The 22,693-nt window shown below is 48.2% G+C and carries 21 protein-coding genes and 1 riboswitch; of the genes, 11 read left to right on the top strand and 10 right to left on the bottom strand.

What is annotated here, in order from left to right; translation table 11 throughout:
- The 4 genes from Tfer_RS14555 to Tfer_RS14540 all read right to left on the bottom strand — a co-directional run.
- The coding region (locus Tfer_RS14555) for a S8 family peptidase (protein WP_052219024.1) at positions 1-1,174 on the bottom strand (1,174 nt) is incomplete at its 3' end.
- A 135-nt stretch (positions 1,175-1,309) separates the two neighbouring features.
- Positions 1,310-2,173 carry a LuxR family transcriptional regulator gene (locus tag Tfer_RS14550; protein WP_052219023.1) on the bottom strand — a complete coding sequence of 288 codons (864 nt, stop codon included), beginning with the start codon at positions 2,171-2,173 and terminating at the stop codon, positions 1,310-1,312.
- Positions 2,174-2,409: 236 nt separating this feature from the next.
- Positions 2,410-3,261 (bottom strand): zinc metalloprotease HtpX, encoded by an 852-nt coding sequence (locus tag Tfer_RS14545; protein ID WP_052219022.1) that lies wholly within the window; start codon positions 3,259-3,261, stop codon positions 2,410-2,412.
- A gap of 25 nt (positions 3,262-3,286) precedes the next feature.
- Positions 3,287-3,718, bottom strand: coding sequence for a MerR family transcriptional regulator (locus Tfer_RS14540; RefSeq protein ID WP_013119453.1), 432 nt, complete (start codon positions 3,716-3,718; stop codon positions 3,287-3,289).
- 205 nt (positions 3,719-3,923) lie between these two features.
- A riboswitch (cobalamin riboswitch) is annotated at positions 3,924-4,095 on the top strand.
- Between the two features lie 105 nt (positions 4,096-4,200).
- Between Tfer_RS14540 and Tfer_RS14535 the strand changes: the two genes are divergently transcribed.
- The 8 genes from Tfer_RS14535 to Tfer_RS14500 all read left to right on the top strand — a co-directional run bounded on the left by Tfer_RS14535 (position 4,201) and on the right by Tfer_RS14500 (position 14,502).
- Positions 4,201-5,556, top strand: a complete 1,356-nt coding sequence (locus tag Tfer_RS14535; RefSeq protein WP_052219021.1) for a purine-cytosine permease family protein — start codon at positions 4,201-4,203, stop codon at positions 5,554-5,556.
- Positions 5,557-5,585: 29 nt separating this feature from the next.
- Positions 5,586-6,884 carry a phosphomethylpyrimidine synthase ThiC gene (gene thiC, locus Tfer_RS14530; protein ID WP_052219020.1) on the top strand — a complete coding sequence of 433 codons (1,299 nt, stop codon included), beginning with the start codon at positions 5,586-5,588 and terminating at the stop codon, positions 6,882-6,884.
- A gap of 58 nt (positions 6,885-6,942) precedes the next feature.
- On the top strand, positions 6,943-8,223 hold the full coding sequence (gene bzaB / locus Tfer_RS14525; RefSeq protein ID WP_052219019.1) for a B12 lower ligand biosynthesis ThiC-like protein BzaB: 1,281 nt from the start codon (positions 6,943-6,945) through the stop codon (positions 8,221-8,223).
- A 68-nt stretch (positions 8,224-8,291) separates the two neighbouring features.
- Complete coding sequence (gene cobS, locus Tfer_RS14520; protein WP_052219018.1) at positions 8,292-9,020, top strand: adenosylcobinamide-GDP ribazoletransferase; 729 nt, start codon at positions 8,292-8,294, stop codon at positions 9,018-9,020.
- 51 nt (positions 9,021-9,071) lie between these two features.
- A complete protein-coding gene (gene cobT, locus Tfer_RS14515) occupies positions 9,072-10,151 on the top strand; it encodes a nicotinate-nucleotide--dimethylbenzimidazole phosphoribosyltransferase (protein ID WP_052219017.1) in 1,080 nt (359 codons plus the stop codon).
- On the top strand, positions 10,132-11,667 hold the full coding sequence (locus tag Tfer_RS14510) for a DUF2284 domain-containing protein (RefSeq protein WP_052219016.1): 1,536 nt from the start codon (positions 10,132-10,134) through the stop codon (positions 11,665-11,667). The genes cobT and Tfer_RS14510 overlap by 20 nt, the downstream gene beginning before the upstream one ends.
- Before the next feature lie 5 nt (positions 11,668-11,672).
- Positions 11,673-13,037 carry a B12 lower ligand biosynthesis radical SAM protein BzaD gene (bzaD, locus tag Tfer_RS14505; RefSeq protein ID WP_052219015.1) on the top strand — a complete coding sequence of 455 codons (1,365 nt, stop codon included), beginning with the start codon at positions 11,673-11,675 and terminating at the stop codon, positions 13,035-13,037.
- Complete coding sequence (locus Tfer_RS14500; RefSeq protein WP_052219014.1) at positions 13,000-14,502, top strand: B12-binding domain-containing radical SAM protein; 1,503 nt, start codon at positions 13,000-13,002, stop codon at positions 14,500-14,502. The genes bzaD and Tfer_RS14500 overlap by 38 nt, the downstream gene beginning before the upstream one ends.
- 122 nt (positions 14,503-14,624) lie before the next feature.
- Here the strand turns inward: Tfer_RS14500 and Tfer_RS14495 are convergent, their stop codons facing one another.
- The 6 genes from Tfer_RS14495 to Tfer_RS14470 form a co-directional block, all read right to left on the bottom strand.
- Positions 14,625-17,312: an FAD-binding and (Fe-S)-binding domain-containing protein gene (locus Tfer_RS14495; protein WP_052219013.1), complete on the bottom strand. Its 2,688-nt coding sequence runs from the start codon at positions 17,310-17,312 to the stop codon at positions 14,625-14,627.
- A gap of 170 nt (positions 17,313-17,482) precedes the next feature.
- Positions 17,483-18,181 carry a response regulator transcription factor gene (locus tag Tfer_RS16755; protein ID WP_013119443.1) on the bottom strand — a complete coding sequence of 233 codons (699 nt, stop codon included), beginning with the start codon at positions 18,179-18,181 and terminating at the stop codon, positions 17,483-17,485.
- Positions 18,182-18,192: 11 nt separating this feature from the next.
- Complete coding sequence (locus tag Tfer_RS14485; protein WP_152909074.1) at positions 18,193-18,804, bottom strand: TetR/AcrR family transcriptional regulator; 612 nt, start codon at positions 18,802-18,804, stop codon at positions 18,193-18,195.
- A 395-nt stretch (positions 18,805-19,199) separates the two neighbouring features.
- Positions 19,200-20,492, bottom strand: a complete 1,293-nt coding sequence (locus tag Tfer_RS14480) for a helix-hairpin-helix domain-containing protein (RefSeq protein WP_427916567.1) — start codon at positions 20,490-20,492, stop codon at positions 19,200-19,202.
- A complete protein-coding gene (locus Tfer_RS14475; RefSeq protein ID WP_242843606.1) occupies positions 20,420-20,659 on the bottom strand; it encodes a type II toxin-antitoxin system RelE/ParE family toxin in 240 nt (79 codons plus the stop codon). Before Tfer_RS14475 ends, Tfer_RS14480 begins: the two co-directional genes overlap by 73 nt.
- A gap of 31 nt (positions 20,660-20,690) precedes the next feature.
- On the bottom strand, positions 20,691-20,945 hold the full coding sequence (locus tag Tfer_RS14470) for a type II toxin-antitoxin system prevent-host-death family antitoxin (protein ID WP_013119436.1): 255 nt from the start codon (positions 20,943-20,945) through the stop codon (positions 20,691-20,693).
- 493 nt (positions 20,946-21,438) lie between these two features.
- On the opposite strand from Tfer_RS14470, the gene Tfer_RS14460 reads away from it, so the two are divergent.
- From Tfer_RS14460 to Tfer_RS14450, 3 genes are all read left to right on the top strand, one after another.
- On the top strand, positions 21,439-21,687 hold the full coding sequence (locus tag Tfer_RS14460) for an AbrB/MazE/SpoVT family DNA-binding domain-containing protein (protein WP_052219011.1): 249 nt from the start codon (positions 21,439-21,441) through the stop codon (positions 21,685-21,687).
- Between the two features lies 1 nt (position 21,688).
- Positions 21,689-22,021 (top strand): type II toxin-antitoxin system PemK/MazF family toxin, encoded by a 333-nt coding sequence (locus Tfer_RS14455; RefSeq protein ID WP_052219010.1) that lies wholly within the window; start codon positions 21,689-21,691, stop codon positions 22,019-22,021.
- Positions 22,022-22,140: 119 nt separating this feature from the next.
- On the top strand, positions 22,141-22,500 hold the full coding sequence (locus Tfer_RS14450; protein WP_052219009.1) for a hypothetical protein: 360 nt from the start codon (positions 22,141-22,143) through the stop codon (positions 22,498-22,500).
- The last annotated feature ends 193 nt before the right edge of the window (positions 22,501-22,693 follow it).

Below are 22,693 nucleotides of genomic sequence, written 5' to 3'. Positions count from 1 at the left end.
AATATGTCCCCGACATGGTAACATAGTAATTGGTAATAGTGGTTTGTGCAGGTTTTTCCTGGGTTTCGGCTTGAGCGGCTTTTCCTGGTTTACCTGCCGAACCGCTATTTTTCTTGGGCAAATACGACGTGTCTGATGCCAGAGAGGTAATATTTACCCCCGGGGCCACTAAATCAGGCTTGGTTAAACCGTCAATGGTCGGCCCCCTGCTAGAAAAACCGGCAATAACATCATCCTTTTGGTCAACTGTCCCCCTCTCATCCACAGCCCCTACCGTGATTATATGCGCGTTGATGCCGGGGGTGTTTATTGTCCCTGCCGCCGGCCCATTATTTCCTGCGGCTGCCACTACCACCAGCCCCGCGTCCCAGGCCGCGTCCGCAGCTTGGCTCAGGGGATCGGCAGCGTAGGATTGTGTTGCCGGAGCGCCTAACGATAGGTTTATCACTTTAATATTATAAGCGGCCTTGTTTTGAACAACCCATTGTATTCCGGCGATTACGTCACTGGCGCGGCCGCCGCCGGTATTGTCCAGAACCTTGACTCCTACCAGGCTGGCTTCAGGGGCTACGCCCTTATATTGCCCGTTGGATTTACCACCATTACCTGCAATAATCCCTGCTACATGTGTGCCATGGCCGTAGTCATCGTAAGGTGATGTTTTTTTATTGATAAAATCCTTGAAAGCTATAATGCGGTTCGTAGGCTGAGTTAAATCAGGATGCGGGTAAATGCCAGTGTCAATAACGGCTACAGTAATACCTTTCCCTGTAAAACCGACTGCCCAAGCGGCAGGAGCATTGATTGCAGGTACCGCAGTATCGAGGCAGGCATGGACTTCGGTATCACAGGAAATTTGGACGACATCTTCATCCTTAGACATTTCTTCTATGGCCGAAGCAGGTAAATCAGCGGAGAAACCCTTGATCAGGGAAAGGTCGTGCTTCAATTTACCGCCTGACTGTTGGATGCGGGTTTTATGTTGTTCCTGTAAGCCTTGCTTTGTTTGGACAATTACGGGAACTATGGAGTTGGAATTATTTTTGATCTTACTTGCTAAATCAGCGGAGACCTTTTCATGAACGGCAAAACCCGGCGCGGCAACAGAAAACAGGGAAAAGATTAATAATGTTGTGAGGATTAATGTTACTGCCTTTTTTAAATTGAGCCTCATTTTTCACCTCCTTTCCCCGGGTTGTTATAGTATAATCTCATCATAGCATACCCTTCCATAAATTTCTGTCCCCCAAAATGGGGGATTTTTCAGTCACATTTCGACATAATTTTGTCCCCCCGAAGGGGGACATGCTCATTCATCAAATAACCGTAATTCCCTGGCTTTCTTTAAGCAATCGCTTTTCCTGTTAACTCCCAGCTTTTTATAAATTCTTTTACAGTATGTTTTTACTGTCTCCCGGCTTATTCTCATTGCTTTTGCTATCTCACTTATCGTTTGTCCACCGGCCATTAAACGAATTACTTCTCTCTCGCGTGTAGTCAATAGTCCTAAATTTAAGGGGTTTTCTGGTAAAATAACTGCTCTTTTTAAACTTTCATCGGATAACTGCTTTTCACCCATTTTTTCTTCGATATACTTGACAGCCAACTGTACCAAAGCCAGTGTATTACCTAATTCCTCCTCACTGCCCATGGAAACGTCAAGGTATCCGATAATATCCCCACCGGGCCCTCTTAACGGCGCCGCAATGCAGCTCCAATCTTTAAATAACCGGCAGTAGTGCTGCTCCCCTCTTATGACAACCGTTTTCCCCAAGCTCATGGCCAAAGCAATAGCATTGGTCCCGCAGACCTCTTCCCTGAAACAGGTTCCGGGGCCAATATTCATACTATAGCATAACTCAAGGGCTTTCGGGCTGCTCATTAAAGCAACAGCGTATCCTTCATGGTTACAGAGGATAATTAACTGATCCTCATCGGTAAAATTGGGGTAAAGGTCCTCTCTTATCACAGGCCAGGCTACCAATAATAAAAGCTTAGATTTTTCCAGCAACTTATCAACTTCAGGATGGCTTAGAATTCTCGGCATTTGAGCCAGTTCAGCTTTAACCCTTTTATCCCGGCATCGTTTATAGGAGGCTTCGAGTATTTGAGACGGTATTAAGAATTTGTCATAATCTGCTTTTTTTAATTGCTTCAGTTTTTCAAAAAGCATACTTCTTCCGCCCTCCCATCTTTCAAAGTATTCGCTACATCGATTATCCATAAAATTGTTTAACAATTATTGCCTGTATTCCCAGCTATTTTCTTTTATTATTCTCTTTTTTCTGACAAATTCCTTTTATATGGTTGTTATGACATTATCAAAACACATAAAAAAACCCCTCCCACGGCAAGGGAAGGGATTTTTTCTTAAATACAGTGTCATGCTGGAAGCGGAAACCTCATTAATTATAGCCCCATATTCCGCAACCTGCGGACCCGGTCAGCAATGGGCGGGTGGGTGGAAAACAGGTGCAGTAAGCGTTGAGCCGATAAGGGATTGACAATAAACATATGGCTGGCAGCGGAGTTAACTTCCATAGGTATCATCCGGGCCCCCTGCTCGAGTTTCAGCAAGGCATTGGCCAGGCCGTTACTGCTCCCCGCTATGCGCGCTCCCGTTGCATCAGCCAAGTACTCCCGGGAACGGGAAACAGCCATCTGCACCAGCATGGCGGCCAGCGGAGCAAGAATGATCATCGGCAGGGCAGCAAGACCCGAGCCTTCTTCATCGTCACTGTTCCCGCCGCCGAAAATCAGCGCCCACTGCGCCCAGTCAGCCAGAGTAGTAATTACACCGGCCATGACGGCCGCCAGGGTGCCGATTAAAATGTCCCGGTTTTTAATATGTGCCAACTCATGAGCAATTACGCCCTCCAGTTCCTCGCGGTTCAATAAGCGGAGTATGCCCTCCGTAACAGCTACCGCCGCATGGGCCGGATTTCTTCCCGTGGCAAAGGCATTGGGCTGCGGGGACGGGGTGAGGTACAATTTGGGCATAGGCAGTCCGGCCTTGCTGGCCAGTCTTTCCACCATATCGTACAGTTCCGGATTGTCATTTCTGGTAAGAGGCTGGGACCCGGTCATCTTAATAACAATTTTATCACTGAACCAGTAACTGGCGCCGTTCATTAACAAAGCAAATACAAAAGCTATCACCATTCCCTGCCGGCCGCCCAAAGCGCTGCCGACAAGTATGACCAGCACCGTCAGGATACTCATTAATACGACGGTCTTTAATTGATTGCCAAAACCACTCAATGGTAATCAATCCTCCTTTTTTGTTTTAAATCATTGGCTCACCGAGCAAAATCATCAAGGCCTGGATAACGCACAACCCCTTGTTAATTAATTCCTGGGATACCATTCTTATCTGCGGATTTCCGCCGGCAACCTGAAGAGCGGGTACCAGTTCCGTCACTTCCTTTTGTAATTCGTCCAGATGCTGACTGATGCTGACAATCTTTTCAAAAACTTCACCTTTCTCTTTGCCGGCTAACAAATGGGCAATTTCCTCCAAAGAGTAATGCTGTTTTTGGATTTCTTTTATCATTTTAATTATTTTTAGCGTTTCTTCGGCATACAGACGGTGATTGCCCGGAGTACGGGCCGCTTCATGGATGAGGCCCAGTTGGGTGTAATAATCAATAGTCCTTGCGCTAACCCCGGCTAATTCAGCCAGTTGGCCAATACGCAGGTACTTGTTTTCGTTCCCCACATTATCCCCCCAGATCCCAAGTTACCTAAAGCCCTTTAAATTTACTCCTATACTATAAATATACAGTAGTACGTTCTGTTAGTCAATTGTTCAAATGTTATTTTTACCAAATTCAATCCAGTAAATGAAAAATGTTTGTGTCGTGTTTGTCCAACCCCTTGACAGCAGTGGGAAACTTTTACTATAATAACACTAACAAACTGGATAATTACCAAACGTTCCAGGTGCCCGTGAAGGGAGAATAGGGAACCGGGTGCAAATCCCGGACGGACCCGCCACTGTGAAGGAGAGCAGATGCCAAACCACTCCGCAAGGGGGAAGGGGCATTCAATGCGATGAACCTGAGTCAGGAGACCTGCCTGGAATGGTCTATGCCGCCTCGTGTGTAAGGGTTGGCTTAGGTGGGGAGAAGGTAAATCCACGCCGGATTTCTGGCGTGGATTTTTTATTTAACTCAGAAAAATTATAATGGGGGGATGTTTATGTCAGAAGCAGCTTATCAGGAAAAAGTACTGGAGGTGGAACCTTACGGGATTGAGCCAATTCCCAGAGAAGAGCGTCACGGCCGGGCAAGACAGATGTTTACCATCTGGTTTGCCATCAACTTAAACGTAGTTACCTGGTTCACCGGCTTTTTGGGGATTGAATTTGGCTTATCACTTAAGCATGCTATTTTAGCGATTATTATAGGCAACCTGTTGGGAGCCGCCTTTCTTGGCCTGACCTCGGTCGTGGGACCCGTAACAGGCCAACCTCTTATCCCGGCCAGCAAAAGGGCTTTTGGCAAAATCGGAGTTTTTGGATTATCTTTTCTTAACCTGGTCAATAACATTGGCTGGTTGGCTGTAAATTTAGTGCTAGCTGCCATGGCGCTACAAAAAATTTTACCTTTAGGTTATCACTCTGCATTGCTGATTCTCACTATAGCCACCCTGTTAATTGCCGTTTACGGTTATAATTTCATCCATACCTTTGCCCACTGGATGTCTATTATAATTGGTATACTTTTCATAATTATGACAGTAATATCTGTACAGAACCTGCCCGCGCTTTTAAGTCAATCAGCCGCGAGTAACGGTGAATTTAATCTGGGTATATTTATACTTGCCGTAGCTATAGCCTTCTCATATCAGATCAGTTACTGCCCCATTGGTTCCGATTATTCCCGGTATCTTCCCGAAAATACATCCGGGAAAAAGGTTTGGCTGGCCTCTTACCTGGGAGCTTTAACAGTTTGTATTTGGCTGGAAATACTTGGCGCCTTAACAGCCACATTAGGCATGCATGCCGGGCCCATGGATTTCTTTGCCAAATTGATGGGCGTGTTTACAATACCGGCCCTGATTACCGTCATTTTAAGCATATTCCCCGTCAATGCCATGGCCATTTACAGTGGCGGCCTGGCAGCTCTGGCCATGGGTATTCCTCTGAAACGCTGGACATCCGCTATAGTGTGTGGAGGTATAGGAGCTTTATTGGTTTCCTTCGGTGGCGGGCAATTAGCCGATACATATAAAAACTTCCTGCTTCTTCTCTCCTACTGGATTGCCCCGTGGCTGGGGGTGGTCCTCAGCGATTTCTTTTATTACCGGAGCGGTTTGGCGCAGAACAGTACCACAAACGGTTGGGCCGGCATTACTGCCTTTGTGATCGGAGTGATTGTGTCCGTTCCTTTTATGAGTTCTGTGCTGTATGTAGGTCCCCTGGCCGAAAAATATCTTGGCCATGCCGATATCAGCTACTTCCTTAGCCTTGTCGTCAGCGCGCTGGTGTACCGGGTACTCTTAAAATTTAGGAGTGCGGCTGTACCTGTAAAACCACTGCAATTTGAAGAATGAGAAATTATGTTTTAAGGAGGAGATTTGTTGTGACCCAGTTGATAAAAGCTTTAAACAGGGTAGTCACGCCCGAAATGGAACAGGTTGCTGATAGAGAAGGTGTTACTCCCGAATTTATACGGCAGGGGGTGGCCAACGGGACAATCGTAATTCCCCGCAACATTAACCGCCGCAACATTATCCCTGCCGGGATCGGAGCCGGACTAAAAACAAAGGTCAGTGCCAGCGTAGGTTTATATGGGGAAAATGCCACTATTGATACGGAAGTGGCCAAAATCAAAACAGCAGTGGAAGCGGGAACCGACTCCATCATGGACCTCAGTGTAAGCGGGGACATAGATGCCATGCGGCGGGAGGCTCTTGCCGCCACTCCAACCCCATTGGGTACGCTCCCCTTTTACCAGGCCGTGGCCGAAGCCGGTAGAAAACACGGTTCATCCCTCAGGATGGAAGTCGAAGAACTGTTTGAAGTTATTGAACGCCAGGCCGCCGATGGAGTTGACTTCCTCGCCCTGCATTGCGGCACTACCATGAGCATTGTGGAACGGGCCAAAAAAGAAGGCCGGATTGATCCGTTAGTCAGTTACGGTGGCTCTCATCTTATTGGATGGATGCTGTATAACAACAAGGAAAATCCCCTGTATGAAAACTACGATAGAGTGCTGGAAATTGCCCGTAAATATGATGTAACCATCAGCCTGGCTGACGGAATGCGGCCCGGCTGCCTGGCTGATTCGCTGGATGGGCCTCAGGTTCAGGAGTTGGTGGTGCTGGGGGAACTTGTGAGACGAGCCAGGGAAGCCGGCGTTCAGGTCATGGTTAAAGGTCCCGGCCACGTTCCCCTGAACCACCTTAAAGCAACGGTCACCTTACAAAAGAGCCTGTGCAAAGGCGCCCCATATTTTGTTTTCGGCCCCCTGGTCACAGACATAGCCGCCGGTTATGACCACATCAGCGCCGCCATCGGCGGGGCTATCAGCGCCTGGGCAGGGGCTGAGTTCATTTGCTATGTAACAGCTTCCGAACACCTGGGCCTGCCTGATATTGATCAGGTACGGGAAGGTGTAATAGCTGCCCGGATAGCAGCTCATGCTGCTGATTTGGCCAAAGGTATGCCGGAGGCGGTTAAATGGGACAGAGATCTTTCACGGGCCAGAAAAGAATTGGATTGGGAGAAACAAATGGCTCTGGCTATTGACCCCCAGCGGGCCCGACAGATCAGAAAAGAAAGAAGCGACGATTCCTCATCGGCATGCGCAATGTGTGGTAAATACTGCGCTATGGAAGTGGTAGCCGAGTATTTGGGAACAGCCAAAACCAGTTGTTAGGATAATTTCTAATTAACATATCTAAATCTACATGTGTCCAAAAGAAAGGATGATAATTATGACCCAGGTGTTAGCTGCCCGTGCGGGCAAAATTACACCGGAAATGGAGTTGGTAGCTGCCAAAGAGAATCTTGATGTGAAGTTTATTCAGGAAGGAGTAGCCACCGGAAAAATTGTTATTCCGAAAAACAAACTGCGGAAAAAATTCAGCGGCTGTGGAATCGGGGCAGGCCTGCGGATTAAAGTTAACGCATTAATCGGCACGTCCAGCGACCGGTCAGACCCAGAAATGGAGGCAAGAAAGTTAACTGTTGCCGAAAAGGCCGGGTGCGATTCATTCATGGATTTGAGCACCGGCGGAGATATTGACGCCATGCGGCGCTATACTCTGTCTACCGCTAACGTTCCCGTCGGCAGTGTGCCTATTTACCAGGCAGCCATCGAAGCCATCGAAAAGCGTGGGAGTATCGTGGCCATGGAACCGGAGGATATGTTTGAGGCCATCGAAAAACATGCGGCCGATGGCATAGATTTTATGGCCATTCATGCAGCTTTAAATTTTGACGTTATCCGGCGGCTGCAGTCCACCGGGCGTGTCACTGATGTAGTCAGCCGGGGAGGGGCATTTTTGACAGGCTGGATGCTGCACAATAACCGGGAAAACCCTTTATATGAACAATTTGACCGGGTACTGGAAATTTGCAAAAAATATGATGTCACACTAAGCGTCGGCGATGCCATCCGTCCCGGTTGCACGGCAGATTCACTGGATGCCGCCCAACTGCAAGGGCTTATGGTGGCCGGGGAACTAGTAGCCCGGGCCCAGGCCGCCGGAGTGCAAGTAATGGTAGAAGGACCGGGGCATGTTCCTATGCACCATGTGGAAACCACTGTTTTACTGCAAAAACGTTTGTGTAACGGAGCCCCTTATTACTTGCTGGGATTGTTAGCCACGGACATAGCGCCCGGATATGACCATATTACCGCGTCTATTGGCGGGGCATTGGCAGGCGCAGCCGGAGCTGATTTCCTGTGCTATGTTACTCCTGCCGAACATTTGGGATTGCCATTGGAACAGGATGTCAAAGACGGCGTCATCGCAATGCGTATTGCCGCTCATGCCGCCGACCTGGCCCGGGGCAATAAAATGGCCTGGGAAGAGGACCTGCAAATGGCCAGGGCACGGGTAGTCCTTGAAACAGAGGGGCAAATTCGTCATTCCATCGATCCTGAAAAAACAAAATTGGCCCTGGACAATTTGGGAGACCATGAATGTGCAGTTTGCGGGCCTGAATGTGCCGCCCAGTTTGCAGCCAAATATTTTGGTATCACAGGATAAACACTCGGGGTTAATGTTCAGGCACACTTGTTACACAACTCGACTTTACCCCGATAGGAGTTGTTGGGATGCATTTTTTGTTAGCCCTGCAGTTTCTTACCAGAATACCGGTCACCATACGGAGTGAAGTGACCGAAAAAGACCTTGCCCGTTCCATGGCCTGGTTCCCGGCTGTCGGATTGCTTTTGGGCACTCTGGCGGCAGGTTTTTATACAGTTTTGTCACATACCTTCCCCAACCCTTCATGTGACCTTTTTGTCGTTGCATTTCTGGTTATTATAACGGACAATATGCATGGAGATGCCCTTATGGACGCCGCAGACGGTTTTTTCAGCGGTAAATCCCGGGAAAAAATCCTGGAAATTATGAAAGATAGCCGGGTCGGTTCCCATGGGGTCATGGCCGGCTGCCTCCTTTTACTGGCCAAGTTTGTGCTGCTGAGCCAGATTCCCCCGGTCGCCAAAATTACGGCGCTTATTTTAGTGCCGGCACTGGGTCGCTGGCCGCAAGTATACGGCGCTACCCTTTACCCTTACGCCAGGAATAATGGGGGCACCGGAGGTTTCACCCGGTTTGTGGGCACCAGGGAAATGTGCTGGGCGTCTGTAACTGTTTTGGCTGCTGTTATAATCATGCTTGGTATAAAAGGCCTTATTTTGGCAGGAGTTGTTCTTACATGTACTGCTATTCTGAGCAAATTCATTTCAGCAAAAATCGGCGGGGTAACCGGCGATACCCTGGGCGCCATGACAGAGGTAATTGAAGTGTTAGCCCTGGTAACATTACAAATTTTATGATTTCAGTCTCATAAAGGTTAAGCAAACTCAATAGTAAGGAGTGTAACTGGAATGGCTTTGAAATTGGAAAAAGTAGTTCAAGGAATTACGCCTGTAAGCATGGAGTGGCGGCAGAAAGCCAGGACCTACCTGGATAAACTGGCCATTCCCCGCGGCAGCCTGGGCGAGCTTTTGAATTTGGCAGAACAGTTGGCCGCTATCCGGGAAACTCTGGAACCTTCAGTCAGGCACAAGGCCGTGGTTACCATGGCCGGCGACCATGGTGTAGTGGCAGAAGGGGTAAGCGCTTTCCCACCGGAAGTAACCCCCCAGATGGTAGCTAATTTTGTGGCCGGCGGGGCAGCCATCAATGTCCTGGCAGAAGTGGCCGGGGCCCGGGTATATGTGGTGGATATGGGGGTGGCCGCTGACTTGACCGACCTGGTAGCAGCAGGAAAGATTCTTTCTTACAAAGTGGATTACGGTACCCGCAATATGGCAAAAGGCCCGGCCATGAGCCGGGAACAGGCCGTACAGGCGCTGGAGGCAGGTATTGATGTGGCCGATAAATTAATCCGGGAAGGGGTGGAATTGCTTGCCACGGGGGACATGGGCATTGGCAATACCACTCCCAGCAGCGCTATATTGGCTGCCTTTTCCGGATTACCGGCAGAGGAAGTAACGGGCCGGGGTACAGGTATCACTGACGAAGTTTTAAAGAACAAGGCTCGTACAATTCAAAGGGCTCTGGAGATAAACCGGCCTGACCCGAATGACCCGGTAGATGTGCTAGCCAAAGTAGGCGGCTTTGAAATCGGCGGAATTGCCGGGGTGATTCTGGGGGCGGCCTACCACAAAATCCCCGTGGTAGTAGACGGGTTTATCTCCTCCGCCGGGGCACTGCTGGCCAAAAAGCTGGCCCCGGCATCGGTGGATTATATGATTGCGGCTCATCAATCCATGGAGTACGGCCACCGGCACATGCTGAGGGAATTGGGTTTGCAGCCCCTGCTCAACCTTAACCTCCGCCTGGGTGAAGGTACCGGAGGAGCCCTAGCCATGAATATCGTGGAATCGGCCGCGCAGGTTATCGGGAAAATGCTTACTTTTGAAGATGCCGGGGTGACCCCAGATGCACCAAGAGGCGAATAGGCCAGGTCCGCAATACCTGGAAGACCTGGCCACAGGGTACTGGTTTTCTGAAGTCCTCTTTACGGCCGTTGAACTGGACATTTTCACTCATATTGAGCGGGGAGGCAAGTCCGTAGAAGAAATTTCGGAAATCCTGAATTGCAGGCCGGCGGGAATGGAAAGATTTCTGCAGGCCCTGTGCGCCATGGGACTGCTAATTAATTACGGAGAAAAATATTATAATACCGGACTTACCAGTGAATATCTGGTGGCAGGTAAAGAGAACTACCAGGGAGATTCCATCTTGTGGCGAAAATACCTGGTCTCCCGGTGGCAGGACCTGGCAAGCTGCCTCCGGGCCGGGGGCAGGGTCAATTATGGGGCATCCGAAGAAGACCCGGCACAGCGGACCCACCGGATCAGGATGTATATCAGCGCCATGGACCGGGTGGCCAGAACCAAGGTACAGGAAATCATGCCTTTTTTTGCAGGTCTTTCTATGAGCGGGAAAATCCTTGATGTAGGGGCCGGTTCAGGAGCTATTGCAGCAGGTTTTCTGAAACGCTTCCCGGCCATGACCGCTACCCTGCTGGACCTGCCCGAAGTGCTGAGTTGTACGCAGGAATTTATGCAGGCTGAAAAACTGGTTGAAAGGATAACCTTTTGTCCAACCAATATTTTGGAAGACTGGCCCGTAGACACAGCCGGTTTTGACCTGGTTATCCTTTCTAACATTATTCATGCCTATTCAGAAAAAGAGATTACCGGTATCCTGCAAAGGGCTTCCGATTGCCTGAAAACCAACGGTTTGCTGGTCATTCATGACTTTTTCCTGGAACATTACCCGGAAAAAGCAGCCCTTTTTGATTTAAATATGTTCATCAATACATATAACGGAAAGGTATTTTCCTGTGAACGGGTCATGCAGGAACTTGCCCGGCTGAATCTTTACAAGACAGAGCTTATTCCATTAAAGACAGATACCGCCTTAATTATCGCCGGCAAAAATAAAAGAGCCCTGGCCAGGTTACACCTCCAACCTGTAGACCGATTAGTGTCCTCTATAAAAACCCTGGGATTTGATGACGTCTGCCCTGTTTCCACAGACATGGTACATGTAACTGACTGGGCCGACGTGAAATGCCGGTTTGGCTGCAGCGGGTACGGCAAAGGCCATTGCCCGCCGAATAGCCTGCCTCCGCAAAAAACCAGGGATTTATTGAAAGATTATAGCCGGGCCTTACTTTTAAAAGGTCAGCCTCCAACAGGGGATTTTCAGCGTCGTGTACTCCGGGCTGAAAGGGAAGCTTTTAAAGCTGGTTTCCATAAAGCCTTCGTTTTCTGGGCGGGGCCATGCTCGCTGTGCGATTCCTGTGCTACAGACGGAAAATGCCGGAATACCAGGGATGCCAGGCCTTCCATGGAAGGAGCCGGCATCGATGTCTTTGCCACAGTCAGGCGGGCAGGTTTTCATCTGGAGGTATTGCAAGACAAAAATGATTTTGTAACATATTTTGCCTTATTATTATTGGAGTGATGAACATGCGTGTTTTGATGATCCAGGCGCTTTCTGTCGAAGGGGTTTCCCAGGAAAAGGTCTACCCCATTGGCATAGTCACCCTGGCCGGTCAACTGCAACAGGGTGGACATCAGGTGGATATAGTGGATATGAATCTGGAAGTTGACCCATTCGGAGCCGTTAAGGAGAGGCTTTTGGCTTTCCGGCCCGATGTGGTGGGGATATCTCTGAGAAATATAGATCCCCTGGCCAATAAGACCAGTTCCCTCATTCCCCCTTTTGTCGTTGCGGTACGGCTTATTGCTGCAGTCCTGCCGCAAGCCAGGATTATTGCCGGCGGCACCGGATTTTCCCTCTTTCCGGAACGGCTTATGCTTGAACTGCCGGAAATAGATTACGGTGTTGTCGGCGAGGCGGAAGTTACTTTCCCGGCGTTGCTCGATAATCTGGATAACCCTCCTCCATTACCGGGGCTCTGCCTGCGGGAAGGGAAAGGAATACGGGTTACCCCTCCTTCCCGCGAGTTCGATATGGCAAACTACATCCCACCGTATCGCCAACTCCTTAATCCATCCCTTTATCTGGATATAAACAGCTACGTTCCGGCCATCGGTATTGAAACAAAGCGGGGATGCCCCTTTAACTGCGCCTATTGTGTTTATCCGAAATTACAGGGCAGGAAATTGCGGTGCCGACCGCCCAAAGCCGTTGTAGACGAGATAGAGGTTTTACATAAAGAGTACGGTATTACAAGTTTCCACTTTACTGACCCCGTCCTGAACATTCCCCAGGGCCACCTGGAAGAAATATGTCACGAATTAATTCGCAGAAAACTGGCGGTGCGCTGGGACGGATTCATGCGGGAAGACCAACTGAATGAAAAAAATATAGCACTGTTTGCAAAAGCCGGCTGTGAGTGTTTTTCTTTTTCACCGGACGGCCTTTGCCAGGAAGCCTTGGATATTTTGCAGAAAAACCTAAATGAAGCAGACATTTTGAAGGCTGCCAGATTGGCAGCGCAGACAGGGATTACCACCGTATACCATTTTATGGTTAATGTCCCCGGGGAAACAGAAAGAACCTGCCGGAAAAGTATAGATTTCCTGGAAAAAATCTACGAGATACACAGCAAGCGCAGGAATTTGGGGACGGTGGTATTGAACAATATCCGCATTCTACCGGGCACACCCATTGAAAAAATGGCCCGGGCCCAAGGGGTCATAGGTCCGGATACCGACCTACTCTACCCTACATATTATAACCCGCAACCCTTTGACCGGTTCCGGTATAAGCTGGAAACTATCCAATTAGCCAGAAACGTATTTATGTGGCAGGAGGTGACACATTCAAATGAAAATACTGTTGCTCGAACACCCGCGAAGTATTGAGCCGGAACGTTGTAACGATATTGCCAATACCCCCTTGTCGTCATGCCTGCTTTCCGGCTATGCCGCCGCCATGTTAAACAGCAGGGGGCATGAAGTAGAAATTGTGGAAGGGTACCTGGACAAACTTTCTTACGCTGAAATTGAAAACATAGTAAGCGCCTGGAAACCTGACGTCTTAGGCGTTCATATGGTCTACCACTGGCAAACTGACCGGGCCCTCTACGGTTTTTTGGAGCAAGTCAAAAACGCCGGACTTACTTCTTATATAACAGCTTACGGGTTCTACCCCACCATCGCCTATACCGATATTTTACAGGAGTGTCCGGCCATTGATTCGGTCATTGTAGGCGAGCACGAGATAACTTTTGTCGAATTGGCGGAAGCCCTCTCCTGCCGGGTTAGCCCTGTCAATTTGCCGGGACTGGCCGTACGAGACAGTACCGGCGTTCAATACCGGCGGCGCGAAGTGCTGGCAGACTTAGACCGGCTCCCTACCCCGGTACGTACCGAAGCCATGTACCGCCTGCCGGAGGTAAACCTGCAGGGAAGCCGGGGCTGCTATGGGAGATGCACTTTTTGTTATATCAATCCTTTCTATGGCGCCGGGTCCCGCTGGCGGGGACGCAGCCCCGATAATATCGTGGCGGAGATAGACGGAATTATTGCCGAACGGGGTGTCAGGGATTTCTATTTTACAGACCCCAATTTCTTCGGCCCGGGCCAAAGAGGCCAGGAACGGGCGCTGCGCTTGGCCGCCCTCTTGAAACCACGCCAAATTCGCTTTGGTATTGAAGGGCGGGTAAATGATATTCATGACGAAACCATAGCCGCACTGCGGGAAGCCGGTCTGCGGCATATCCTGATTGGCCTGGAAAGCGGCAAGGACAGTTCGCTGAAAAGAATGAATAAAATGACGACTGTGGCCCAGAACGAAGAAGCCATCCGCATCCTCCGGAAAAACGGGCTGGAACCCAATGTCGGTTTTATCATGTTTGAGCCTGATTCGACCCTGGAAGATATCAGGGGTAATTTTGAATTTCTCCTGAGAAATGACCTGCTGCATAACCTGCCTGTTACGGCCAATGTCCTGTACCACCACCAGATTGTGTTAAAAGGCACTCCGGCTTTTCAGCACCTGCAACAGCAGGGACGGCTGCAGCTTGAGAGAAATTCCTCTTATGAAGGGGTAGCATTATTTGCCGATACACAGGTGGCGGTACTTGCTGACTTGATGCGGCAGGTTACCAATTACCTCTTTAACCGTATGGCCGGAATCTGGGGCGGTAAAGTCCCGGAACCGGAGAATGCCCGCGAAAAATATGCTCGGATTAACAGGCTGTTAATCGGCATTTTCGAAAATGCTCTGGAGACCCTGGAAAGAGGAAAGCAGTGGGATAAAGAACAGACAGAGGCTATTGTCCGGCAATTTGAAAAAGAAATTAATGAGGTCTTTCTTCAGATTTAAGTCAAAGATACATTACAGAAAAAGGGGAGGTTAAATGATTTTACAAACATGTAACCTCCCCATACCTTGTAGAATAACTTTTGTCGGCACCCTGGAAACCTATTAGTTTTTTCACTGCCCTTTTATCTCTTTTTCACCATGGCACTTGTCTGCAGCATCTCTACAGCCGCCCCCATGAACCTGCCTATATTTTCCGTCTGGTCTTCCGTTTCAATACCAAGGGCTTCCGCCACAAGGTCTGTAAAGTCTTTCTGGCGTACCCTGGTCTGCATGGCGCAACTGGTGGCATTAAACTGGGAACCGCATCCCGCACAGTTTGTGATCAGGAAATCGGCGCCGGTCCCTTCAGCTTCACTGACCCTCTTTATGCCCGCATGTTGAACAGTAGGCAGTGAATCAAAGGCCGATACCAGCCCACAGCAGAGGGCGTTTTCCCGGTTGTGCGGCATTTCCACCAGCTCCACACCCGGAATTGCCTTAATGACACTGCGTGGTTCTTCGTAATGTCCGAACCAGCGGCCCACATGGCAGGAATCATGATAGGTTACTTTACAGTTCACAGGACGGTCAAATTTTAATTTGCCCTGGTTAATAAGTTCGCTCAGGAATACAGTGACATGGCGGAATTTAATATTGCATTCTATACCCAACTGCTGGGCGATGGCCGGATAGTTTTCAGAGAAGGTAGCAAAACAGCCCGGGCAGGAGAAGACCATGGTCTCAATGCCGGCTTCTTTAAACATCTCCAGGTTTTTCTTAACCAGTCGGGTGAAATCGTCCATGTAGCCCCCCAAAGCCAGGTACAGGCCACAGCAGGTTTCTCCTTCTCCGAAATGAACGAATTCTACCCCGATCTTGTTGAAAATTCGCGTGATATTCCTGGGCATATTAGGCATGACTATATTGGCCCAACACCCGGCCCAGTATGCAATCTTGCCCTTTTTAAGAGTAGGAACATCCAACCACTTAAATTTCTGGTCGGCCGGAACACCCCAGAAATTGCCTGTCTTTAACACATTTTCTCTCACGCCGGCCAAACCTGTATTTTCAAGGCCATTAGCATGGAAACAGGGTCTGAGGGACATCCAGTTATGGGCGTTATGGGCCTGAATCTGGCAGACCTTATCGCATTTCGCACAGGTGGTGCAGGAAAATAAGGCCTTCGACACTTCTTCGTCCAACTGTATGTTCCCCTTGATATACTGGGTCAGCAGGTAGTATTTACCCCGAGGAGAATTGCTCTCCCAGGGAACGGCGTCAAAAACGGTACAGGTGTTCCGGCAATAACCGCAGAGTGCGCAGGCAAAGGTATCGTTGGTAATCTGTGGGCTCAACGGTGATGCAAAGTCGTCACCCTGTACTTTGTTCATGAATTTACCGGCCAGGCCTATTAAACCTTTCCCGGCATTAGCCAGGGACATGGCTTTGCTGAGAGTTTTGGCCGGTGAATTTTTATCGAGAGAACTCGGAATTATTTTTCCGGGGTTTAAGATACCCTGCGGGTCAATCTTTTGTTTATAAGCCCAGATCTCATTGACCAGGTTTTCACCTAAAACATCTTTTGCTTTGTCAGCGAAATACAGTCCCAGGGTAAATACTCTGCCTCCCAGCTTTTCACCTATTTCAATGACAGTCAGGGAATTGGTATAAGCCAGCGGGAAACCGGCTTTTCTCTCATCAGATAACATAAAGCCCAAAATCGATATTTTATCGTTATGAATCATGGTGCCTTCCAGGGCAAATTCCCCTTTGTATTTCCTTTCCACTTCGGAAACAAATTCCGAAAGCCTGTCTATGGGAACTATAACTTCCGTGGCAATCAAGGTAGGCCCAAGCTTTTTAAAACGCATCGGGTAAAATCGTTCGTTCCATTCTTCCCTGGCCAGGGCTTCCCGCATTAATTCGCCATGGCAGGAAGCAATAATTCCTTCCAAGGCCATTTCAACAGTTGTTCTTCTTGTCTTTGGATAAACAAAGAGCAGGAAATACCTGTCCTCCGGCAGCACAATGTGCTGGGATGCTTTCTGCTTTAACCTGATATAGGCGGGAGTAGACATAGTTGCCGACCACAGAGGTAGAGCCTGCTGTCTAATCATCCGCAGAGCTTCGGCAGCATCATTGAGTTTATCAAAAGCAGCCAAAACTACAACATCTTCGTCTTTTTCCTTTATTTTAACGGTTACCTTCGTTATGATTCCGGTAATCCCGCAAAGGCCGTTGACAAATTTAAGTTCTTCTCCCGCGTAAGACCTGGTAATTCCTTCGGTTGTAACAACGTCAACAGATACGATGTTCTCCCCGCAGAAACCATATTCAAAGCTCCCGTAACCGCTGCCCCCCTGGGCAACCCATCCGGCAACGGTAGCCGACGGTGTACTGGAAGGATATAACCTGAGATCAAACCCTTTGGCCTGCAGGTACTCCTGCAAGTCCCCCCAAACAACGCCCGGCTCCACCGTTACCGTTAAATTATGCTCATCAACCGCAATGATCCTGTTCATCCGTACAAAATCAAGGACAATCCCTCCCCGGGTCGGCAGCGCACCGCCAAATCCGCTCGTGCCGCTACCCCGCGGAATCAACGGCCAACTAAATTCCCTGGCCAGATTGGTTGCGGCTATTACCTCCTCTTCAGAAACCGGTTGGGCAACAGCATCGGGCATAGTATCAATAAGCTTCATCACCTGGGACGGCAAAACCCCCATGTCGTGGGAGTAAACCAACCGTTCCACTTTATTGAACCGTACGCGGTCTCCGAAAAGCTCTTCCAACTTCTTCTTTAAAGCCCCCGGCAACTCTTTTTGTCCCATAAAACTCCCTCCTTTTAATTTGTGACCACAAACACAAAAACAGAACGATTATTCATTCGGTTTAATTATACCCTACCTGTCCACTGCTGTAATGAACCTAACTATTTATTTTTCCTCATATAAAAAGGACTAGTTTTAACTAGTCCTTTCGGTCTATCTTTAAACTAAAATTAACATACCGATGTATTAATGGATATCAGCAATGTAATAACCAAAGCCACTAACAACACGCTTACAAGGCCTCTGCTCATGGCATAAGAAACCAGTTTTGCCCGGTTAGAAACCCCCAGCTTTTCAAGAATGTTGTGCACATGGTTTTTTACTGTATTTACGCTGATTATAAGCTTTTTGGCAATCTGGCCATTTGTGTACCCTTGGGCCAGCAGTTCCAATATCTCTTGCTCCCTGGGCGTCAGCAGAATTTCTTTTTCCGGCTTCACCTGTAAAGAAGCAGAAAGCCTGTTCATCATATCGGGAATTAAACTGTCAGCTATCACCGGCCCGCCGGATTCCACTTTTTCCAGTATGGCAAACAGTTCGTCCTGCGGCGAATCCGTTGTCAAATATCCGTCAGCCTTGAGCGGCATCAGTTCAATAATTCTTTTGGCATTATAACTGCTTCCCAAAATAATTACCCGGCCGCCGCCCCTATTTGCCAGAAGGAGTAACTCTTGAATTTCATAATCCGGCAACTCCGCGTCAATGATGAACCAGGTATTTTCTTCAAGGGCGCCGGCTTTTAACCGGCTTTCACTGAAGCAAACGCTTCCATTAATTTCCCGAAACCGGTTACTGCCTGATAATAAATGGCTCAAGGCCTGTCGTAAAAGCGTCTGCCGGCTGATTATATACAGGGCGGGTTTTATCATTATAATCCCCCCTAAGCCTTAAGGGCCAACCAGATGTTGTTAGCTGCCGCTTCAATAAATTCTTCCAGCGGATGTTCGATTAACCCGTCCAGTCTGAGTTCAATCATCCTCATAAGGGTACCTGAAATAATGGCTGAAGCAAGACACGGATTCATGGTTTTAATTTCGCCCGCTTCCATTCCCTGTTCGACCATTTCCCTCGTAGCTTGCAAACCTTCTTCGGAACATACGGTCAGGTTCCTCACCAGTATTTCCTTCGGTCGCCCGTAGAGCAGATATTGGACCATGACCGGGTCCTGTTCAGTCCACCGGAACATTAAGCTTGTATAAGCCCGGATTTTTGCATAAGTTGATTTTTGCGTTCTAACCTGTTCATTAAAATTTGCGAGAAATTGCTGCACGGCAGTTTTATGAATTTCCCTGGCCAGTTCCTCCTTGCTGGAATAATGATGATATATAGCCCCCGTGCTAACTCCCGCCTCTTTTACAATGTCGGGAATACTGGTACTGTGGTATCCCTTTTCTACAAAAAGCCTTTGGGCAGCTTTGAAAATCTTATCCTTCAGCTCTGTGCCGGCCTGTCTCTTTTCCGCTTTTAAAACAGTTTCCCTTACCAAAGCCATCCCCTCCATACCGACCGAACGTTCTTTCTTTTATTATAACACATTTCCCTTAAAGTTACCAAACGGAAAATTTTAACCATAATATCAGAGCGGATATGACCGTTTGCGGAGGGCTTCCCCTGGGCGGCATCGTCAGGAATCTAGCTGTAAAGTGGAGAGCAGCAAACCGGGGAGTCCCCGCATGTCCGCAGACGGCGAGGGCCGCCGGGAAGTTTCGCTGGCAGTAATAGCGAAACGGGAGGCGGCCATCATATAAGGAATACCCGGTGAGCCGTCAAGTTCGGGGATACCGGCTTGCTGCCGGAGCTTAACAGCTTAGATGACTGGATGTCGCCCTGGGAAACCGGAGTAAACGGTCATACCCGCGGTAGCAATACAGTGAACTAAAAATTGAATCACTTCATGGTATCGCTGCCCATGGCCTGGCGGAAAATCCTGGTCAGCCGGACCAAAGGTACGGTTCCGGAATCAATAATATCTTTCAGGACATTACCGGCGCCCACCGACGGAAGCTGGTCCACATCACCCACAAGAATGACGACAGTTTCATTGGATACCGCTTTCAGTAAATTGTACATCAGGATAATATCAACATTGGCCGCCCTCCCGGTGGGGGCTGCCAGTATACATGAAGCGCCCAGTTTCTGAAATACCCTGATGATGGCAAGAGTGGCAGTGGTTTTCCCGGTTCCGGGACCGCCTGTCAGGACCATGAATTTGGATGTAACCGCTGTCTTGATAGCTTCCAACTGGACTTCATCATAAGTGATACCGCATTCCGCCTGCACCTCTTTGATGACCCGTTCTATATCCACTGCCCGTTTGGGGGCCTGAACGGCCAGGATTTCTTTGATTCTTTTGGCAGTGCCGGTTTCGCTGAAATAGAACGGCGGAAGATAAACAGCGTTGTTTTCATCGGGAATAACCCACTTTTCCTCGACCATCCTGTCAATGGTAGATTCAACCAGTGACTCCTCAAGTTCCAGCATCTTGACCGTTTCGGACACCAGTTGCTCCCGTACGGCAAAGCAGTGTCCTTCATTGGCCAGTTCGTTCAAAACATAGATAAGCCCTGAGCGGCAGCGCTCATAAGAGTTCTTGTCAAAGCCGAGCTGCCGGGCAATCTTGTCGGCTGTTTTAAAGCCGATACCCCAGATATCATCTGCCAGACGGTAGGGATTGGTTTTGACGATATTGATACTTTCGTTCCCATAGGTTTTATATATCTTCACAGCATAAGAGGCTGATACCCCGCGGCTCTGTAAGAACAGCATCACATTCTTGATTTCCTTCTGTTCCTGCCATGCTTTTTTGATCATTTCCACCCGTTTTTGTCCGATGCCTTCTACCTCAAGCAGGCGGTCGGCCTGTTCCTCTATCACTCTCAGGGTGTCTTCCCGGAAATGATTTACGATTCTGCGGGCATAAACCGGTCCGATACCTTTGATCAGGCCGCTGCCCAGGTATTTTTCAATCCCGGCAACAGTAGCGGGAACCGTCTCCAGGTAGTCGTGGACATTGAATTGCTTTCCGTATTTGCTGTCGTGTTTCCATTCGCCTTTAAGGCGCAGGACGGTTCCCACACTGACAGCGGCAAGGTTACCGACAACGGTTATCAGGCCGTGAAAGCCCTTGGACCTGATCTTGATGACGCTAAAGAACGGTAAAAAGCTGTATATTGCCCACACACAAGGTAACGATAGCTTGTTTCAATTTTAATAACAGAGGACAAGGGCGCTCCAATCAACGGGAATTCCATAAGATCTCTGAATCGTTTGGTGATTTTGGCCAGCATATTCGTTGCTGCTGTAGGATTACCTAATTCCTCGGAGATATATTCTTTGATCTCGAGCATATCCTTTTGCGCTTTGGGCGAGATTTTAAGATTAACCATTCGTTACCCCCAGGGATGCTTCCAGTTCATCAATGGTTAGCCATCCATTTTCCCGCCCCGCCTTTTCACCTTTAGCCAGTTCAGTAAGCAATTTTAATTTTGCCTGCATTTTTTCATATTCCTGCATATCCATAACCACATAGCGGCCACGGCCATTTTTTGTTAAAAAGACCGGGGAACCCTCCTCTATGCAACGCAACACTTCATTGTAATTCCTTAAATCGGAAATCGGCTTAATGTTAGGCATAATAAATCTCCTTTCCTTTTTGCTGTTATTATTATAGCAATATTCTTCGTAAAATACAACAGCGGCAACAAAGAGGATACTGTCAAGTTTTTTTGGGTAACCTCATCTTCATTTTTTAGTTCACCGTAGTTCCATCGCGGGTATGACCGGTTAGTTCCCCGTCCACGGAAACATATCCATTTCCCCCCAAAAAACCATAAAGCCTCGCGGCGCAAGGCTTTATGGGCTGTCGCTTTTTCCTCGGAATTAACTTTCACTACAATGGGGCGTTGTTCTGAACCAAGCGGTAACATAATGCATCCTCCTCCTTTTATTATCGTGTTTCCAGCATACCCGGATATCATAAAATGAAAACGCAAACCAATACATACCATATGTGTTAAACTGGCTTGTTTTACATGGTTGACCGGTGCATTGACACTATTAGAAATAAAGTATATACTATGTATATACACGATGGGCTCTATAATCTATTACTCGGAGTTGGTTTATTATGATGGCAAAAATTCAAAAATGGGGTAACAGTCAGGGAATCAGAATTCCCAAACAGCTTCTTGCCATTGCTTCTATTAAGGAAGACGACGAAGTTGAATTAATTGCGGAGTACGGCAAAATAATTATCCGCCGTGCCAGGAAAAAGGAAAAAAAATACACCATTCAAGAACTCTTTGCAGATTATAAAGCTGAACATACTCCCGAAGAAGAGGAATGGGGTCCGCCGGTGGGCAGGGAGGAGTGGTAAGATGACAACTTATACTCCGGCCCAAGGGGACATTATATGGTTAAATTTCACTCCTCAGTCGGGACACGAACAGATGGGAAAAAAGCCCGCTTTGGTAATTAGCAATGACTTCTTCAACAAACAGACCGGCCTTACAATAGTATGCCCTATTACATCCACAAAAAGAAATTACCCCCTTCACGTGAAAACTGAAGGATGCAAAAAAATTTCCGGCTACATCATGGTGGAGCAAGTAAAAGCTGTCGACTATACCTCCCGGAAGGCCCGGTTTATTGAAAAAGCCCCCGCTGAAGTTCTCGCAGAGGTTCTGGCAAGGCATTCTGCGTGTTTTTAATAATACTCCCTTTGTTTTAGGATGCATTTTGTTTTAACTGACTTCTACAGTTATTAATTTTTGCCGTAGCCTCATATAATATTACAGCCTCATATTATATACGGCGAGGTGGTACCATGATGAAAATCAAGTTTGAAGGAAAAATAAAAATTAAAAAACAGGTCAGTGCGAAAACTCTGTTGTGCCTCTTGAAATACCTGATTGATGAAGAAGGATTTGAGGTAAAAGAGTATAAATCCGATGAAGTCAAACTCGTTAAAACAGAAATTTTGAACGAAAAATCCAAAGCAGGTCCTGCCCTGTCAGCAAAAGAGCCGGAAGCCGAAATAAAAACAGAAATAAAAACAGAAATAAAAACAGAAATAGAAATAGAGGCCTCCGACACCGCATTTGAAATAGAAGTGGAGTCAAGTAACTGGGAAAAAATCAAAGATTTAACTTCCAGAATAGCCGTCAACTTAAAGTCTTTCGAAAAGTAAAGTATTCAGCATTCTATAGTTGCAGGTAGCCGTGAAGGGTGGGTGGGGTTCTCCACTACCAAGGAGCTTTATGCTGGAGAATGGCGGCAGGGTAGGAAGGTGTCTCCGCTACCCGGGAGCTTGGTGCTGCAAACCCTTGCCGTTCAGGCAGCGTTCCCGAACTCAATGGCTTATATTGCAGTTTCGGCGGAAA

Source organism: Thermincola ferriacetica (assembly GCF_001263415.1).
Taxonomy (GTDB): Bacteria; Bacillota; Thermincolia; order Thermincolales; family Thermincolaceae; genus Thermincola; species Thermincola ferriacetica.
The sequence above is the reverse complement of the archived record's forward strand: the minus strand, read 5'-3'. Positions and strand labels throughout refer to the sequence as shown.

Bases quoted from the DNA above. Each gene is read 5' to 3' on its own strand.
- Tfer_RS14500 (WP_052219014.1), top strand. From the start codon at position 13,000: ATGAAAATACTGTTGCTCGAACACCCGCGAAGTATTGAGCCGGAACGT.
- Tfer_RS14450 (WP_052219009.1), top strand. From the start codon at position 22,141: ATGAAAATCAAGTTTGAAGGAAAAATAAAAATTAAAAAACAGGTCAGT.
- bzaD (WP_052219015.1), top strand. From the start codon at position 11,673: ATGCGTGTTTTGATGATCCAGGCGCTTTCTGTCGAAGGGGTTTCCCAG.
- Tfer_RS14475 (WP_242843606.1), bottom strand. From the start codon at position 20,659: ATGCTCGAGATCAAAGAATATATCTCCGAGGAATTAGGTAATCCTACA.
- Tfer_RS14455 (WP_052219010.1), top strand. From the start codon at position 21,689: ATGACAACTTATACTCCGGCCCAAGGGGACATTATATGGTTAAATTTC.
- Tfer_RS14535 (WP_052219021.1), top strand. From the start codon at position 4,201: ATGTCAGAAGCAGCTTATCAGGAAAAAGTACTGGAGGTGGAACCTTAC.
- Tfer_RS14460 (WP_052219011.1), top strand. From the start codon at position 21,439: ATGATGGCAAAAATTCAAAAATGGGGTAACAGTCAGGGAATCAGAATT.
- bzaB (WP_052219019.1), top strand. From the start codon at position 6,943: ATGACCCAGGTGTTAGCTGCCCGTGCGGGCAAAATTACACCGGAAATG.
- Tfer_RS16755 (WP_013119443.1), bottom strand. From the start codon at position 18,181: ATGATAAAACCCGCCCTGTATATAATCAGCCGGCAGACGCTTTTACGA.
- Tfer_RS14510 (WP_052219016.1), top strand. From the start codon at position 10,132: ATGCACCAAGAGGCGAATAGGCCAGGTCCGCAATACCTGGAAGACCTG.
- cobT (WP_052219017.1), top strand. From the start codon at position 9,072: ATGGCTTTGAAATTGGAAAAAGTAGTTCAAGGAATTACGCCTGTAAGC.
- Tfer_RS14470 (WP_013119436.1), bottom strand. From the start codon at position 20,945: ATGCCTAACATTAAGCCGATTTCCGATTTAAGGAATTACAATGAAGTG.
- Tfer_RS14485 (WP_152909074.1), bottom strand. From the start codon at position 18,804: ATGGCTTTGGTAAGGGAAACTGTTTTAAAAGCGGAAAAGAGACAGGCC.
- cobS (WP_052219018.1), top strand. From the start codon at position 8,292: ATGCATTTTTTGTTAGCCCTGCAGTTTCTTACCAGAATACCGGTCACC.
- Tfer_RS14550 (WP_052219023.1), bottom strand. From the start codon at position 2,173: ATGCTTTTTGAAAAACTGAAGCAATTAAAAAAAGCAGATTATGACAAA.
- Tfer_RS14495 (WP_052219013.1), bottom strand. From the start codon at position 17,312: ATGGGACAAAAAGAGTTGCCGGGGGCTTTAAAGAAGAAGTTGGAAGAG.